Genomic DNA, 16891 nt, shown 5'->3' on the forward strand with positions numbered 1-16891 from the left:
GTCCCCTAGATCCTGTCCGACACGCCCGAGGGCGGATCCTGGTTGTAGACGGCGTACCAGCCCAGTGACGTCGGGGTGACGTTGGCGCCGGGGTTGCCGAAGCAGGTGAAGTTGATCGCCCCGTTCGGCGGAATCTTGAGGAAGCCGAGGAACTTCATGCCGATATCCATCAGCGACAGCACCCAGGCGTTCGGATCTCCGGCCTGGGGCGGCGTGTAGGTCAGGCTCAGTTCGCCGATGGCCAGCCGGAGAACGCCTTCCAGCGACAGCAGTTTGGCGGTCGGGTTGACGCCTGGCAGGGCCACGGCCAGCCGCGCGGGCCAGGAACCGCCCACCGAAGCCCGACTGCTGGACGGGCCCCAGGCGGCCAGCATGGTCGCGGAAAGGCCGGCGCTCCCGGCCAGCGCCCCGACCGATCCCATGTCCAGTCCGAAGGCCAGGCCGTACCAGGGCTTCTTCTGGTCGACGCCGCTGAGAGGGGTCGAGGTGGCCACGGACAGATAGCCGAGCGACAGCGGATCCTCGCCGGGCGCGCCCACGACGATGCTGGGCGGGCGCAGGGCGAAGGCGCTGTAGATACAGCCCGGCCGCGGCGTGCTCTGGCCCAGGTCGAAGGCGATGCGTGACGCGTCGAAGGCGAATGTCTTCGCCTGCTTGCTGTCGACCGCCATGTCCAGACCCAGCGCCGAGAAGCTGAGGCCCGTGCGATCGTAGTCGTTGCCCGGCAGGTTGCCGAAGCTGAAGATGTCGAACGGCGCGTCCTCCCCGCCGACCAGCGCATAGTCGATGAAACCCCACACATCGAAGCGCGAGTGCTGATCGTCGACCGTCGTGTAGAGCGCCTTCACCACCTCGATCTTGTTGATGATCGTGCTGGCCAGGTTGAATTGGTTGCTGGTCTCGCTGTCGAGCACATAGCCCGACTTGCCGTTCTGGCTCTGATAGCTGCCGGTCAGGAAGATGGTGTTGAAGGTGTTGCCCCCTGCCCCCATCGACGTCACGGCGTCGCTGAACCACTCCCCGAGAGTCAGCTGCGCCCGGCTGTCGAAATTGGCCACCGCGCTGTTCTCGAACAGCGCCTTCATGGTCAGCAGCTGGAAGTCGTAGGGCCCGGGAGTCGAGGGCGGCATGGGCTGCAGATTGTCCGCCGCATCGTCGAACCCCGGCGCGACATAGTAGACCAGCTCGAACATGGCGCTGGTCTTGTCCACCGTCACCGTCGCCGCCTCGACCGGGCTGACCGTCACGCCGAAGTGGTGGGCGAAGGTGTAGGCCGGATCGACGGTCGCCAGCAGGCCGCCCAGATCCGGCGGCAACTTCGTCAGCGACGCCTTTAGCACCAGGATTCCGGTCCAGGTGTCGGAGTGAACGATCTCGAGGAAGTTGGTGAAATAGGGATCGCCCGACCGCGCCTCGGCCGCGGCGATGTAGTCCGCCAGCCAGGTCGACAGGACGACGATGTCGTTGGCGTCGCCCCCGCCGCCGTCACGATAGCTCGGGATTGAAAAGGTCCCGGCCTGGGTCCAGGCGTCCGGCTTCTGCACCAGGTCGGCGACCTTGCCCCGGCAGCCCTTGACGATCAGCACGTCGTTGTAGTCGCCATAGCCCTTGTTCTGGCCGACCTTCGCCTCGATCCTCCAGTCCGCGATCGACATGGCGTTGAAGAAGCGCGGCGGCTCCGCAGCCGGCTGTATCGACCCGGCCGGGTCCCAACCGGTCAAGGCGCCCAGATGATCGGCGTTGGCGGCGACGAGGAACAGCTCGGAGCTCTGCAGCGCCTGCTGCAGTTCCGGCGGCGGCTCGATGAACCTCATCCCCACGCCGACCTCGGCGTTCAGGCCCAGGTCGACCGAGCGCCAGACGCCGCCGGCGTCGACGGTCGCCACCAGCCCCATGGGCGTGGTCGCCTGCATCGAGGACCCGCCCCGCGCGGACAGCAGCGCCTTGCGCCTGTGCGGCGCCGCGACCGAGGTTCTCGTCGAGGCGGGACCTCCGATCCCCGTGCGCCGGACGGGCGCGATCACCCTCGCCTCGATGTCGGAAACCGTGCCGGGCGTGAACCCCGTCGGATCGCCCTGCGGCGCCGCCAGGGCGTAGGGCATCAGCGGCACGGGTTGCGGGGGCAGCAAATAGCCCGGATCCACCGGTCCCAGCGTCCCGCCGGCCTTGGGCGTCACAACGTCGTCCAGCCCGAACAGCGGCTGCCCCTTGGGTTGGGCCGCGTAGTGGACGCCCGCCGTCTGGCCCGGCGCGTTGACCACTGTCGCCCAGGACGTGAGATAGAGGTCGGTGACCAAGGGTGCGCTGGTGTCGACCGGCGGCCCGAGCGTCGAGGCCGGTTGCGGCGGATAGCTGGCAGCCCAGGCCGGCTGATTGGTGGAAAAGCGCAGCCGGTCGGCGCCGGGCGCGATGGTCATCGTCTCGGTCGGCGTCAGTCCGCACAGGAGAGGCTGGGGCGACTGGCTCTTCGGTCCGGACAGGTCGATGACGAAATCCCCGCGCGGGGCGAAGGCGAACTGCTGGCCGGCGGCGGTGTTGGGATTGCCCAGCGTCAGCACCAGGCCGGCGGGAATCTGTCCCTGGTCGCCGGCCGTTACCGGCGTGAGCTGGATGGTGTCGGCCCATGCAGTCTGGAAGCCGCTGACCAGGGTCACGCCCGCCGTTCCGTTCGTCGTTCCGTCGAAGGCGAACAGGCTGCGGTCGATCAGCCGCCGGTTGACGACATCCGAGGGATCCAGGGTGACGTTGAAGCCGAGCATGTCCGCCGCGCTCGGCAGACGGCCGGACGCCAGGGGATAGAGCTGCGACCTGACGGCGCCGCCAGCGTCGGCGTACAACATCTGCAGACCCCAGCCGAGCTTGGCCAGCAGGTCGTCACGGCCCAGCTCGACGGCGAAACCGAGCGCGCCGGCGCTGTCGCCTGAGAACGGCAGCGTGGCGCTGTGGATCACGGTCTGACGGGGGGCGCTCGAGCCCACGAAGCCCAGGCCGTTGGGCGTCGGCGTAGAAAAGGTCAGGACAGAGTCGCCGTCGAAGGCGATGGCCAGGCCGTTGTTGACGTTAAACGACAGGACCCCGGGAGCCATGGGCGCCTGCAGAGCCACGTTGACCGCCTTGCCGTTGTTGGACAGCCCGAGCAGGAGGGTTGTGGCGAGCGTGATCGCCCGGGGCTGGGTAAGCCAGACGAAGGCCCGCGCGCCGGGAAAGGTCGGTTGGGCCAGCGCGGCCGTCACGCCGGCGACGATGCTCGACGCAAAGGCGTCGATGGACATGCCCGGCGCGCAGCTGAACACGAAGCTGCCGCCATAGGCGGGGCCCAGGGCGTCAGCCAGCGTTATGCTGTCCGGTGGCTGGGCCGGCGTCTCTGGCAGATAGTAGGCGATCCAGACGTCCTGGCCGCTCGGACCGCCGCCGGGGGCGGCATAGAGCTGGGGCGAGGACGTCTTGCCGAAGACGACCATGGTCTGTCCACCCTGGATGAATCCGCGGCGGCGCCGGCCTGAAGACAGCGCCGCCGGGACCGGAGACGTGTCAGGTGCTGAAGGTGTAGGTCGCCGCCATCATGGTCTGTTTGGGACCCATGAAGTAGGCGATCGTGTAGGTGGTCCCGCGCAGGAATTGGTAGTTGTTGATCACGGCCTGGCCGGTCGCATTGTTGTTGTCGATGTTGACCTTGGCCACCGGCGCCGTCGTGAAGGACGGAGCCGCGCCCTGCCACAGGCCGACCCAGTTCTGGTTGGTCTGCGGCGCATTGCCCGTGGGCGTGCCGTAGCTGATCGCCAGGGAGTCGGTTCCGACGTACGCGACGCCGAGGGTGGTCTGGAAATACTGCCAGCTGGAGCCGGCGGCCGGCACGAAGGCCGTCGAGCAGATCTGCGACACATTGGGCCCGACCGCGAAGCCGACGATGTAGCTCTTGGTCTGGACCTCCAGATCGCCGAACGAGAACGAGCCGTTCTGGGTGTTGCCGGCGATCGCATAGTTGTCGAGCGGCTGCTGGTTGTAGGGGATCTGGTTCTGGTTCTGCCAAATGAATACGCAGTTGCCGTAGGTGTTGGGCTGGTTCCCCGGCAGGGTGTCGTACTCGCCGTTGATGCTGGTCGGCGTAACGGCGCCGATCAACAGGGAGGTCACGCTGCTCGCGCCCATCGCGGCGGAAATCTTGAGGGTTTCAACTTTTGACATGGGTGGCCCTTTCCTGGGTCTAGCTGGTGGTCGTGAAGGTGAGGATCGCCGAGGCCTCGGTCTTGGCCGGGCCGGTGAAATAGACGAGCGTGTAGGTGGTGCCGAAGGTCAGGGTCAGACCGTTCAGCACGATGTATCCGTCGGACACGTCCTGGTCGGGCGTCGCCGTCGCGATCGGGTCGCCGGAGTAGTAGGGCGACGCCTGCCCCTGCCACAGACCGATCCAGTTCTTGCTTGTCTTGGGCAGGTATCCGGGCAGCACCTGGTAGTGGACCACCAGGGTGTCGGGCTCGATCGAAGCCAGGCCGAGGACCGTCGAGGTGCTGGAGCCTCCCTGCCCGCCGACAAAGACGCCGACGCTTGTCGAGATGCTCGTCAGTTCCGTTCCGACGCCGTATCCGACGATGTAGGGCTTCTCCTGGACGGCCAGGCCCGAGAGCGTCGTCGAGCCGCTCTGCCCGTCGGTCGGAATGGCCTGGCGCTTCAACGGCGGCACGGGCCAGGGGATCACCGTCGCCTGCCAGATCGCCAGGAAATTGCTGTAGCTGTGAGGCTGGTTGCCGGGCAGGGTCTCGTAGTTGACCGTGACGCTCACCGGCGTCACCGCCCCGATTGAAATCGACATCTGGCTGAGGACGGGTCCTGCCTGAGGAGCCGTCGGACTGCTCAACCGAACCCGCATCACGTCAGTCGCCATCCCGCCACGCTCCCTATGCGAGCAACTTCATAAGCTACGACCTGAAAGAGTCCCATCACAGGTTTGTTACTCGTTCAGATAGTGTTGTCTGGACCTGATATGGCTCAACGCTCGCAATGCATGTATCTGTCGCCAACCCGCTCTTGGAACGGGCGGGGCCACGGGCTGCGAGGGGGCGTCGATGCAGTTGCTGAGCTGTGAAACCTTTGCGGGCCGGGCTGGCGAGACCTTCGACCTGACCGTAGGCGACAGCACCGTGCCGCTGACGCTGGCGGAGGTCACGCCCCTGCCCGCGCGGCCTTTCCCGGGAATGATGCGGGCGCCCTTCTCACTGATCTTCCGCAGCACCACGCCGGTGGTTCTGCCGCAGCGGCTGTATCGATTGAGAAACGCGGCCATGGGCGCGCTGGACGTTTTCCTTGTCCCGATCGGGCGCGACGTCAGCGGCGCCGTCTACCAGGCCGTGTTCAACTGACCGGCAGGCGCCGCTCCATTCGCATCCGGACGTCCTGCCCGCCGACGACCACGAAGCCGAGTTGCTCGTAAAGCCGCCGCGCCGGCAGATTCTGCTCCAGAACATGCAGCCAGACCTTCGCGGCCTGCGCGTCCGCAGCCTCCCTCAACACCCACTCCATCAGGACGCGGCCTATCCCCTGTCTTCGGAAGTCCGGCAGCAGTCCGATGTCCACGACCAGCACCCCCTCCTCGTCACGCTGTAGATACAGACGGCCGATCGGGGCGTTGCCCTGCTCAACCACAAGGAAGTCGGCCTCCGGAAAGACGGTGGTGAAATGCCGGTGCTGCAGCCGGAACTGGTCGTCGAGGAAGGCGTCTTTCTCCGCCTGGCTCCAGGGGACCGGCGCCATCTCCCCGGCGCGAAACGAGTGATAGAGTCGGCGCAGGAAATCCAGGTCGCCGTCGTGCGCCGGTCGCAGCTGCAACGTTTCACCGGTCAGGAGCGGCCTGGCCGACCCCGCGAGCCGGCTGACGGGAAAGGCTGGGGCGGACATTCTCAGCCGAAGCTGGGGAAGTTACCCTCCAGGGCGATGCAGTAGTTGAGCGCGAGGAAGGGCTGCCGGTTCTCGTGCGATCCGTTTCCTCCCGACGGCGCCAGGATCATCGGGGCCAGGGTCGTGTCAGGGACGCCGTTGGGAACGAAGGCCTGGCACTTGCCGGGCGGACTGACCGCCGCCCCGCGCACGGGGACTCCCACCTTCGACGTCGACGCCCGCGTGGCGTAGACATCAAGCTGGTGGTTGTGGGCCGGCATCGTCTCGCTGGTCAGGGAGACACTGTTCTCGCCGAACATGTCCCCCATCACCCGGTTCGTCAGCCCCGGCCCCTGCCCCTGACTGCCGGGCGCGCAGTTGACGAAATTGGGCAGGGCGAAGGTCACCGTGCCGTTGCCGCCGTACTGGACGCCGATCAGCGAGAACAGCGCCGTATTCTGGCGAATAGCCATGATTGAGCCGGTGCAGGCGGCCCATTTCACGGGGGCGTACGGGAAGCCGAAGATCTGGATTTCGCCGATAAAGGGTTCTGTCATGGGAAAATTCCTGAGGGCGCGCTGCGCCGATGCGTCGCGCGATGGACCTAGGGCTGGCTGGGGAAGATCCCCTCCGAGGCGATGCAGAAGGAGACCGTCAGGGTCGGCATGATGTTGTCGTGCGGCAGGCTGGTTCCGGACGGGGCGATCGCATTCGCCTGCAGCGGATACATCACCGCCCCGGTGACATCGGTCAGGTACTGGGTGTCGGTCGCCATGGAACCGAGGGTCTGTGTCGGGTCGGGCTTGGACGTCTCCGCCGCCGCCGTGTCCGCCACGAAAGTGTGTGTGTGCGCCGGGATCTGGGCGGTGGTCAGGGTGATGGATTCCGAGCCTCCACCCTCACCGAGGATTCTTGGAGTCAGGCCCAGGCCTGTCCCCTGGTGAACCGGCGCCTGGCCGCGCAGGTCGGGCAGGCCGAAGGTGCTGTTTCCGTCCCCGCCGTAGGTCGTGCCCAGCAAGGTATAGAGGGTCTCATTGTTGGCGATCGGCTGCAGGCTGCCGTCGCAGGCCAGCCATCCGATCGGAATCCGGCCGAAGCCGAACATGCGGATTTCGCCGACAAAGGGCGCACTCATTGTGTGTCTCCCCGTTCAGGCCGAAGCCGGGTTCAGTTGCGCGACGGGAATACGCCCGCCAGCGCCATGTTGAAGTTGATGACCCGGAAGGGCTGCATATTGGCGTGCGGGGCGCCGCCGCCGACGGCCGAGACCGTCGTCGCCATCAGCGGCACCGCCGTGTCCGCCTTGAGCGGGACGTACATGGACTCGGTTCCACCGCCCGTGGGCGTGCAGGTGGCGTATAGCGACGGCGTGGTGGGCAGGTTGACCGTACCGGCGACCGTGGTGGCGTTGACCGCGTGGTTGTGCATCGGGATCGATGTCTGATCGAGCGTCACATTCTCCACGCCGCCCACCGCGCCCACCGGATAGGGCGAAGGGTTCCAGCTGCCGTCCATGGACTGGCCCGCGCCGACCGGCGTTCGCCCCTGCAGGTTGGGAAGCATGAAGGTGCTGACGCCATTTCCGCCGAACTGGGTTCCGAGCAGGGAGAACAAGGCCTGGTTCTGCGATATCGCCATCGTCTGACCGTTGCACTGCGCGAAGAATTTCTGTGCGTAGGGGAAACCGGTCATCATGATCTGACCGATGAAGAATTCGCTCATGCTCGTGCTCCTGCCGTCCGGACTATCGCTGCCTGGAAACTGACTCGGGCCGCCGGCCCGTTACTGACGGAGTTCTGGATGCTGTCCGGCTCGGAACGCCCCCGGCCAGCTCAGTCATTAACGCTCATGTGGGAATTTTTCGCAACAGGGTTGTGTCCGATTCCTCTTTTGACGTTTTACCTTTAGCCATGGTTGTAATCCGGGCTGAAATGACGGCAGTCTTCGGCCCCGATCCTTACACCGGGGACCCTGTCCGGTTGGATCGCGGGAGGATCCTGCATCCGGCGCAGTAGGCGCCGGACCATCTTCGTGCGTAAGCTTACAAGGGGCGAGCTGCAGTGAAGAGACCTGACGTCAAAGCCATGGCGATGGTCATGCGGAGTCTCCTCCGCGCACATGGCGTGTGGGTCGCCCTCTTCATCGCGATGCTGTCGATCATGTCGCCGGGCACGGCGCGGGCCCAGGCGACCTGCGCCATTGATTTCAGCGTCAACTACAACGCCTCGAACTTCGCCCATGTGATGAGCATGACGTCGAATTTCGACGAATTCGCAGCCTGCGATCCCCGCTATGTCGCCAATCCGGGCGACCCGGCCAGCGGCTTCACGCCGTATGTGCAGACCGGCTCGACGGCGAACGGCGGCTCCTTCACGACCCAGGTCAACGCGGCCGACGACACCATCCGCTATACCGCCCCGACGGGCTTCTCCGGCGCCGACACCTTCATCGTCTACTTCTGCAACGACATAAATTGTTCGGGGGCAGGCGCCCGCGTGGCTACCGTGACGGTGACCGTGGGCACGCCGACGATCGTGGTGAACCCGGCGTCCCTCCCCGCCGCCACCGTTGCCGCGGCCTACAGCCAGACTCTCACGGGCGCCGGCGGCCAGGCGCCGTACGGCGGCTTCACGGTCATCTCCGGCGCCCTGCCGGCGGGTCTTTCGCTCGCAGCGGGCGGAGCCCTGACCGGCACGCCGACGGCGAGCGGCGTCTTCAACTTCACCATCCGGACGACGGATTCCTCGACCGGCGCGGGGCCCTTCCAGGGCAGCCGCCCCTACACCCTGACCGTCAACGCACCGTCGGTGACGGTGAATCCCACGACCCTGCCCGCGGCTGCGGTCGGCAGCGCCTACAGCCAGACCATGACCGGCGCCGGCGGCACCGCGCCATATGGAAGCTTCACCGTCATCGCGGGTGCGCTGCCGGCGGGTCTGAGCCTGAACAGTTCGAGCGGCGCACTGACCGGAACGCCGACGGCGGGCGGCAGCTTCAACTTCACAATCCGGACGACGGACTCGACGACGGGAACGGGGCCGCACACCGGCAGCCGCCCCTACACCCTGACTGTCAACACGCCGACGATCACCGTCAGCCCGACCAGCCTGACGGCGGGCACCCAGGGCGCCGCCTATTCCCAGACGATCAGCGCCAGCGGCGGCACATCCAGCTACGGCTTCGCGGTCACCTCAGGCGCGCTGCCTGCCGGCCTCACGCTCGCCGCGGGCGGCGGACTCACCGGCACGCCGACGGTCAACGGCAGTTTCAACTTCACGGTGACAGCGACGGATTCGAGCACCGGGACCGGCCCTTATACCGGCGCCCGCCCGTACACCCTGGTGATCAACCCGCCGCCGGCGCCAGTCGCCAACGCGGTCAGCGCGACGGTGGCCTACAACAGCACCGGCAACCCGATCACGCTCAATATCACCGGCGGCGCCGCGGTCAGCGTCGCGACGCCGGGCCTGCCCAGCCACGGCACGGTCAACGTCGTCGGCACGACCATCACCTACACGCCGACGACGAACTATGGCGGGCCCGACAGCTTCACCTATACAGCGACCAACGCGGGGGGGACGTCCGCCGCGGCGACGGTGACGATCACGGTCAGTCCGCCGACGATCACCGTTAGTCCCACCACCCTCCCCAACGGGACCACCGGCGTCGCCTACAGCCAGGCGATCACCGCCGCGGGAGGTTCGGGGACCTACACCTATGCCGTAACCTCAGGCGCCCAGCCGGCTGGTCTCACACTAAGCGCGGCCGGGGTGTTGTCGGGAACGCCGAGCGGGACAGGTCCGTACACCTTCACGGTCACCGCGACCGACACCAGCACCGGCAACGGTCCCTACACGGGTGCGCAGGCCTACACGGTCACCATCATCACGCCCGACCCGGCGATCGCCAACCCGGTCAGCGCGACGGTGGCCTACAACAGCGTCAACAACCCGATCACGCTCAACATCACCGGCGGCGCGCCGACCAGCGTGGCGGTGTCGACGGCGGCGACGAACGGGACGGCTGCCGCGGCCGGAACGTCGATCACCTACACTCCCACGCCCGGCTATTTCGGATCCGACAGCTTCGCCTACACGGCCACCAACGCCGACGGGACCTCGGCCCCGGCGACCGTGACGATCACGGTCAATCCACAGCCGCCGGTCGCCAATGCGGTTGCCGCGACCGTGGCCCAGGACAGCAGCAACAATCCGATCACCCTGAACATCACCGGCGGAGCCCCGGTCAGCGTCAACGGCTCGGCGGCGGTGAACGGCTCGATCAACGTGGCCGGAACCAGCATCACCTTCACGCCCACGCCCGGCTACAACGGCCCGGCCAGCTTCAGCTACACGGCGACCAACGCCGGCGGGACCTCGGCCCCGGCGACCGTCTCGATCACCGTCAATCCGTTCCCGCCCGTCGCCAACGCGGCCAGCGTCACCGTGGCCTACAACAGCAGCAACAATCCGGTGACGCTGAACATCACCGGCGGGACGCCGACCAGCGTGGCGACGCCGGGCCTGCCCTCGAACGGCACGGTCAGCGTCGCCGGTACCTCGATCACCTACACCCCGACGCCCGGCTATTTCGGATCGGACAGCTTCACCTATACCGCCACCAACGGCGGCGGGACGTCCGCCCCGGCGACGGTGACGGTGACCGTCAACCCGCAGCCGCCGGTGGCGAATGCGGTCTCCGCAACGGTCGGCCAGGACACCAGCAACAATCCGATCACCCTGAACATCACCGGCGGAGCCCCCGCCAGCGTCAACGGCTCGGCGGCGGTGAACGGCTCGATCAACGTGGCCGGAACCAGCATCACCTTCACGCCCACGCCCGGCTACAACGGCCCGGCCAGTTTCAGCTACACGGCGACCAACGCCGGCGGGACCTCGGCCCCGGCGACCGCATCGATCACCGTCACGCCCCTGCCGCCGATCGCCAGCGCCGTCAGCGTCACAGTCGGGTTCGAAAGCACCAACAATCCAGTCACCCTCAGCATCACCGGCGGGACGCCCGCCAGTGTCGCCGCGCCCGGTCTGCCCACGAACGGCTCGGTCAATGTGGCCGGGACCGCGATCACCTACACGCCGAACGCCGGCTACGCGGGTCCGGACAGCTTTACCTACACGGCCACGAATACCGGCGGGACCTCGGCCCCGGCGACGGTGACGGTGACGGTCAACCCGCCGCCGGCGCCGATCGCCGGCGCGGTCAGCGTCACCGTCGCGGCCAACAGCAGCAATAACGCGGTCACGCTCAGCCTCACCGGCGGAACCGCGACCAGCGTTGCGACCCCGGGCCTGCCGACGCACGGAACGGTCAGCATCGCCGGCACGGCGATCACCTACACGCCGACGGCGGGCTATTCCGGCGCCGACAGCTTCACCTATACCGCCACCAACCTGGGCGGGACATCGGCTCCGGCCACGGTGACGGTGACCGTCAGCGCGCCCACCCTGACCCTCTCGGCCCTGACCACGACCGGACAGGTGACGGCCGCCTACAGCGACACGGTCGTCGCCTCGCTCGGAACAGCGCCGTACACCTACAGCGTCACGGCCGGCGCCCTTCCACCTGGCCTCGGGCTGACGACGGCCGGCGTTCTGTCCGGCACGGCGACAGCTTCCGGCACGTTCAACTTCACGGTCACCGCGAGCGACGTGTACGGCGCCACCGGCGCCCGGGCCTATGCGATCGTCATCAGCCCGCCGACGGTGGTGATCACAAGCCCGGGCGCGGGCGCCCTGCCTGCGGTCGAGGCCTATGGAGCCTATAGCGAAACCCTCACCGCCACGGGGGGCGTCGGACCCAACACCCTGGCCGTGACCGCCGGCGCCCTGCCGCCCGGGATCAGCCTTTCCAGCAGCGGAGTCCTGTCCGGGACCCCGACCACGCCGGGCGTCTACAACTTCACCGTCACCCCGAGCGACAGCAGCGCCTCGCCCGGACCCTATTCGGGACCGGGGGTCGCCTACAGCATCACCGTCACTGCCCCGGTCATCGCGCTGTCTCCGGGCGCCGGCGCCCTGACGGCCCGGACCACCGCCCTTGGCTTCACCGAGACCTTCACCGCCACAGGCGGTATCGGTCCCTACGCCTTCAGCCTGACCGCCGGGGGCCTGCCGCCGGGAATCAGCCTGTCCAGCGGCGGCGTCTTCTCGGGCACGCCCACATCGTCCGGGACCTACAATTTCACCATCACCGCCGAGGACTCGCACGGGTTCACCGGAGCCAACGCCTATTCGGTGACGGTTTCCGACCCGACGATCGCCATCGCCTCGCCGGCCGCGGGGGCCTTGCCCTCGGTCGAGGCTTACGGCAGCTACAGCCAGACCTTCACTGCGACCGGCGGGATCGGGCCGCACAGCTTCGCCCTCAGCGCCGGTGCGCTGCCGCCCGGACTGGCCCTGACGAACGGCGGCGTCCTGTCCGGCGCGCCGACCACGCCGGGGACATTCAACTTCAGCCTCACCGCCAGCGACAGCAGCGGCGCCCCCGGACCGTTCGTCAGCGCCCCCGTCGCCTACAGCATCACCGTCACCGCCCCGGCCATCGTGCTGTCGCCAGCCGCGGGGGCCCTGACGTCGCGGACCACCGCCCTGGCCTTCACCGAGACCTTCACCGCGACCGGGGGCGTCGGCCCCTACAGCTTCTCGCACACTGCCGGCGCCCTGCCGCCGGGCGTCAGCCTGTCCAGCGGCGGGGTGTTCTCGGGCGCGCCGACCGCGGCGGGGACCTATAACTTCACGGTCACGGCCGAGGACAGCCACGGCTTTACAGGTTCGACCAACTGGTCGGTCACGGTCGCCGATCCCGTCGTCACCGTCACCTCGCCCGCCACAGGGGCGTTGCCCTCCGTCGAGGCCTATGGCGCCTACAGCCAGACCTTCGCCGCCACGGGCGGGATCGGTCCGCGCAGCTTCGCCCTCGCGGCGGGCGCCCTGCCGCCGGGCTTGGGCCTGACCAGCGGCGGCGTCCTTTCGGGCGCGCCGACCACGCCCGGGACCTACAATTTCAGCGTCACGGGCAGCGACAGCAGCGGCGCCCCCGGACCGTTCGTCAGCGCACCCGTCGCCTACAGCATCACCGTCACCGCTCCGGCGATCGTGCTGTCGCCGGCTGCCGGGGCCCTGACACCGAGAACGACGGCCTTGGCGGCCTCCCAGACCTTCACCGCGACCGGAGGCGTCGGCCCCTACAGCTTCTCGCTCACCGCCGGCGCCCTGCCGCCGGGCGTCAGCCTGTCCAGCGGCGGGGTGTTCTCGGGCGCGCCGACCGCGGCGGGGACCTACAACTTCACGGTCACGGCCGACGACAGCCACGGCTTCACAGGTTCGACCAGCTGGTCGGTCACGGTCGCCGATCCCGTCGTCACCGTCACCTCGCCCGCCACAGGGGCGTTGCCCTCCGTCGAGGCCTACGGCGTCTACAGCCAGACCTTCACCGCCACGGGCGGGATCGGTCCGCGCACCTTCGCCCTGACGGCCGGGGCGCTTCCTCCCGGCATCAGCCTGAGCAGCGGCGGGTCCCTGTCGGGAACCCCGACCACGCCGGGGACCTACAATTTCAGCGTCACAGGCAGCGACAGCAGCGGCGCCCCCGGACCGTTCGTCAGCGCGCCCGTCGCCTACAGCATCACCGTCACCGCCCCGACGATCAGCTTCACCCCGGCGGCGGGCAGCCTGACGCCGCGGACCACGGCCCTGGCCTTCACGCAGACCTTCTCCGCGACCGGCGGCGTCAGCCCCTACAGCTTCTCGCTCACCGCCGGCGCCCTGCCGCCGGGCGTCAGCCTGTCCGGCGGCGGGGTGTTCTCGGGCGCGCCGACCGCGGCGGGGACCTACAACTTCACGGTCACGGCCGAGGACTCGCACGGCTTCTCCGCAGCCAACGCATATTCGGTCACCGTCAGCGATCCGATTGTCACCCTCACAACGCCGTCGGCCGGGGCCCTGCCGGGCGGAACCGCTTTCACGTCCTACAGCCAGACCTTCACCGCGACCGGCGGGATCGGTCCGCGCAGCTTCGCGCTCGCCACCGGGGCCCTCCCCCCGGGCATGAGCCTCAGCAGCGGCGGCGTCCTGTCGGGCGCGCCGACAGCGGCCGGAACCTTCAACTTCACCCTCACGGCCCAGGACAGCAGTAGCGCCCCCGGGCCCTTCGTCAGCGCGCCGGTCGCCTTCAGTCTCACGGTCGCCGCCCCGACCGTGACCATCGCCTCGCCCGCTACGGGCGCGCTGTCCGACGCGACCGCCACGGTCGCCTACAGCCAGACCTTCACCGCCACGGGCGGCAACGGGACCCATGCCTTCGCCGTCACGGCCGGCGCCTTGCCGCCAGGCGTCAGCCTCAGCGGCGGCGGGGTCCTGTCCGGGACCCCGACCACGCCGGGAACCTACAACTTCACCCTCGTCGCCAGCGACACCAGCGGCGCGCCCGGCCCCTATTCCAGCCTGCCTGTCGCCTACAGCCTGACCGTCGTGGCTCCGACAGTGACCATCACCTCGCCGGCCGCAGGCGCCCTGCCCGGCGTGATCGCCTTCGGATCGGTCAACCAGACCTTCACCGCCACGGGCGGCCTCGGGCCGCGCAACTTCGCCGTGGTGTCCGGGGCCCTGCCCGCGGGGGTCAGCCTGTCGGGGGCCGGCGTCCTTTCGGGCGCCCCGACCACGCCCGGGACCTACAACTTCAGCGTCGCCGCCAGCGACAGCAGCGGCGCTCCGGGGCCGTTCATCAGCGCCGCCGTCGCCTACAGCCTCGTCGTCAGCGCGCCGACCATCAGCCTCGCTCCCGCGACCCTGCCCGACGGAACGACGGGCCAGGCCTATGCGCAAAGCCTGACCGCCAGCGGCGGCGCCGCCCCCTACAGCTACAGCCTGACCGCCGGCGCCCTGCCCGCCGGGATCGCCCTGGCCGGCGGGGGCTCGCTGTCCGGCGCGCCGACGGCGGCCGGAACATTCGGCTTCACAGTCACCGCCACGGACGCCCACGGGTTCAGCGCCGCCAACACCTGGTCGCTGGTCATCATCGACGCCGCGCCGGTCGCCGGCGCGGACTCCGCCACCACGCCCGCCAACCAGGCCGTGGTCATTCCGGTGACCGCCAACGACACCGGAATAATCACCAGCGTCGCCATGGCGGCCGGACCCACCCACGGAACGGCGGCCGTCGGCGGCCTCACCGTCACTTATACGCCCGCACCCAACTATTTTGGCCCGGACAGCTTCACCTACACGGCCACGGGACCCGGCGGGACCAGCGCCCCGGCGGTCGTCTCGGTGACCGTGACGCCGCTGGCGGTTCCGACGGCGGCGGCCAAGGCGATGACCGTTCTGGCCGGACAGACGGGCAGCGTCGACGCCACCGCAGGCTCGACCGGAGCGCCGATCACCGCCGTCTCGGTCGCCGACGCGCCGGCGCACGGCAGTGCGACGGTATCGGGCCAGTCCCTCGTCTATACGCCGGCCGCCGGCTACGCGGGTGCGGACAGCTTCACCTACACCCTGACCAATCCTTTCGGGACCTCGGTCCCGGCGACGGTGATGGTGACGGTCAATCCCGCACCGATCACCGCGGCCCCGATCACCGTCGAAATCCTCGCCGGCCAGACCGCCAGCGTGAACATCACCGCGGGCGCCAGCGGCGGACCCTTCAACGGCGCGGCCCTCGTCAGCCTGACGCCTTCGACGGCGGGGACGGCGGCGATCACCAACCCGGTCGCCGGCCAGTACGGCCTGACCTTCACCCCGGCCGCAGATTTCGCCGGAACGGTGACCGCGGCCTATACGCTCAGCAACGCTTTCGCGACCTCAGCCACGGGGACGGTGACTGTGATCGTGACAGCCCGCCCGGATCCGGTGACCGACCCCGAGGTGACCGGCCTGATCTCGGCCCAGGGCGAAACCGCCCGCCGGTTCGCGACGGCCCAGATCTCGAACGTCAACAGCCGACTGGAGTCGCTGCGCGACGGCGGTGGAGCCGGAGCCAGCCTCCAGCTCAACTTCTCCGGAGGCAGCCGCGACATGGCGTTGGACAACGATCCACTCCGCCGGCGCCTCGGAGACGACGACAACTGGAGCGATGTCCTGCCTGGTTTGAGCTATGGCGACGGTCTGGCGAATGAGGCCGACAGCGCCCTCGCCGCAGGAACCGACATGTCGGCCGCCTCGGGACGCTTCGGCCTGTGGGCGGCGGGCGGGATCGACTTCGGCCAGCGGGACGCCACGACCGGCCAGCAGGGCGTCGAATTCGACACCGACGGGCTGACGGCCGGCGCCGATCTGCGGGTCAGCGACCAGTTCGTCCTCGGGGCCAGCGTCGGCTGGGGCCATGACGAGAGCCGTATCGGCGATGACGGTACGCGCAGCGACTCCGACGGCTACAGCTACGCCGTCTACGGCAGCTATCAGCCCGGCGCCCGCTTCTTCATCGACGGATTGCTCGGCTATGGGACGCTGAATTTCGACTCGCGGCGTTACATCACCGCCAGCGGCGACTTCGCCTATGGGGAGCGCGACGGCTCCCAGTGGTTCGGCGCCGTGACCGGCGGCTGGGATATCCGGGATGGCCGCAGATTGTTGTCGCCCTACGGCCGGCTGACAGCCACGCAGTCGGACCTCGGGGCCTACTCCGAGACGACCGGCGGCGTCTATGCGCTCGCCTATGAAAGCCAGACTGCGCGCACCTTGACCGGCACGTTCGGCTTGCGCAGCGCCTGGTCCTTTCTCACGTCATTCGGCGAAGTGGTCCCTCGCTTCCGGCTCGAATACAGCCACGACTTCCAGGGCTCGGACAGAGCGAACCTGTTCTATGTCGACTGGGTCGACGGACCTGTTTACGGCGTCGATGTCGATCCTATGGATCAGAACCGGGTGCTGGGCGGGGTCGGGCTGGACGTGCTCACCCTCGCCGGTTCCCGTTTCTCATTCGAGTACGAGGTCTCCGTCGGCAACGGATCGGAGCAGCATCAGGTCCGGCTGCTGATCCAGTCACGGTTCTGACGCCCAGGGGATCC

9 protein-coding genes are annotated in these 16891 nt (G+C 68.5%); 2 read left to right on the forward strand and 7 right to left on the reverse strand.

Annotated elements, in window-relative coordinates; genetic code table 11:
• Positions 1 to 5 precede the first annotated feature (5 nt).
• From V6M42_RS00815 to V6M42_RS00825, 3 genes are all read right to left on the reverse strand, one after another.
• Entirely contained in the window at positions 6 to 3461 is a 3456-nt protein-coding gene (locus V6M42_RS00815; protein WP_332676491.1) for a hypothetical protein, read from the reverse strand.
• Positions 3462 to 3531: 70 nt separating this feature from the next.
• Positions 3532 to 4185: a hypothetical protein gene (locus V6M42_RS00820; RefSeq protein WP_332659073.1), complete on the reverse strand. Its 654-nt coding sequence runs from the start codon at positions 4183 to 4185 to the stop codon at positions 3532 to 3534.
• A gap of 19 nt (positions 4186 to 4204) precedes the next feature.
• On the reverse strand, positions 4205 to 4810 hold the full coding sequence (locus tag V6M42_RS00825; protein ID WP_332659074.1) for a hypothetical protein: 606 nt from the start codon (positions 4808 to 4810) through the stop codon (positions 4205 to 4207).
• Between the two features lie 253 nt (positions 4811 to 5063).
• On the opposite strand from V6M42_RS00825, the gene V6M42_RS00830 reads away from it, so the two are divergent.
• Positions 5064 to 5357 (forward strand): DUF6916 family protein, encoded by a 294-nt coding sequence (locus V6M42_RS00830; RefSeq protein ID WP_332659075.1) that lies wholly within the window; start codon positions 5064 to 5066, stop codon positions 5355 to 5357.
• On the opposite strand, the gene V6M42_RS00835 is transcribed toward V6M42_RS00830, so the two are convergent.
• From V6M42_RS00835 to V6M42_RS00850, 4 genes are read right to left on the reverse strand one after another with little or no spacing between them, the layout of a single operon-like run.
• Entirely contained in the window at positions 5350 to 5892 is a 543-nt protein-coding gene (locus V6M42_RS00835; RefSeq protein ID WP_442880904.1) for a GNAT family N-acetyltransferase, read from the reverse strand. The two genes, V6M42_RS00830 and V6M42_RS00835, sit on opposite strands and share 8 nt — an antisense overlap.
• A 2-nt stretch (positions 5893 to 5894) precedes the next feature.
• The gene (locus V6M42_RS00840) at positions 5895 to 6428 is read right to left on the reverse strand and encodes a phage tail protein (protein WP_332659077.1); all 534 of its coding nucleotides are present in this window, start codon (positions 6426 to 6428) and stop codon (positions 5895 to 5897) included.
• Positions 6429 to 6475: 47 nt separating this feature from the next.
• Positions 6476 to 7006 (reverse strand): phage tail protein, encoded by a 531-nt coding sequence (locus tag V6M42_RS00845; protein ID WP_332659078.1) that lies wholly within the window; start codon positions 7004 to 7006, stop codon positions 6476 to 6478.
• 32 nt (positions 7007 to 7038) lie between these two features.
• On the reverse strand, positions 7039 to 7593 hold the full coding sequence (locus V6M42_RS00850) for a phage tail protein (protein ID WP_332676494.1): 555 nt from the start codon (positions 7591 to 7593) through the stop codon (positions 7039 to 7041).
• A gap of 374 nt (positions 7594 to 7967) precedes the next feature.
• Here V6M42_RS00850 and V6M42_RS00855 point away from each other — a divergent pair, with 374 nt between their 5' ends.
• Positions 7968 to 16877: a putative Ig domain-containing protein gene (locus V6M42_RS00855; protein ID WP_332676496.1), complete on the forward strand. Its 8910-nt coding sequence runs from the start codon at positions 7968 to 7970 to the stop codon at positions 16875 to 16877.
• Positions 16878 to 16891: the final 14 nt, after the last annotated feature.

It is taken from the genome of Brevundimonas sp. (genome assembly GCF_036677305.1).
Taxonomy (GTDB): Bacteria; Pseudomonadota; Alphaproteobacteria; order Caulobacterales; family Caulobacteraceae; genus Brevundimonas.

What these genes read in the sequence shown, in the direction of transcription:
- V6M42_RS00815 (WP_332676491.1), bottom strand. Translation starts at nt 3,461, where the DNA reads ATGGTCGTCTTCGGCAAGACGTCCTCGCCCCAGCTCTATGCCGCCCCC.
- V6M42_RS00820 (WP_332659073.1), bottom strand. Translation starts at nt 4,185, where the DNA reads ATGTCAAAAGTTGAAACCCTCAAGATTTCCGCCGCGATGGGCGCGAGC.
- V6M42_RS00825 (WP_332659074.1), bottom strand. Translation starts at nt 4,810, where the DNA reads ATGTCGATTTCAATCGGGGCGGTGACGCCGGTGAGCGTCACGGTCAAC.
- V6M42_RS00830 (WP_332659075.1), top strand. Translation starts at nt 5,064, where the DNA reads ATGCAGTTGCTGAGCTGTGAAACCTTTGCGGGCCGGGCTGGCGAGACC.
- V6M42_RS00835 (WP_442880904.1), bottom strand. Translation starts at nt 5,892, where the DNA reads ATGTCCGCCCCAGCCTTTCCCGTCAGCCGGCTCGCGGGGTCGGCCAGG.
- V6M42_RS00840 (WP_332659077.1), bottom strand. Translation starts at nt 6,428, where the DNA reads ATGACAGAACCCTTTATCGGCGAAATCCAGATCTTCGGCTTCCCGTAC.
- V6M42_RS00845 (WP_332659078.1), bottom strand. Translation starts at nt 7,006, where the DNA reads ATGAGTGCGCCCTTTGTCGGCGAAATCCGCATGTTCGGCTTCGGCCGG.
- V6M42_RS00850 (WP_332676494.1), bottom strand. Translation starts at nt 7,593, where the DNA reads ATGAGCGAATTCTTCATCGGTCAGATCATGATGACCGGTTTCCCCTAC.
- V6M42_RS00855 (WP_332676496.1), top strand. Translation starts at nt 7,968, where the DNA reads ATGCGGAGTCTCCTCCGCGCACATGGCGTGTGGGTCGCCCTCTTCATC.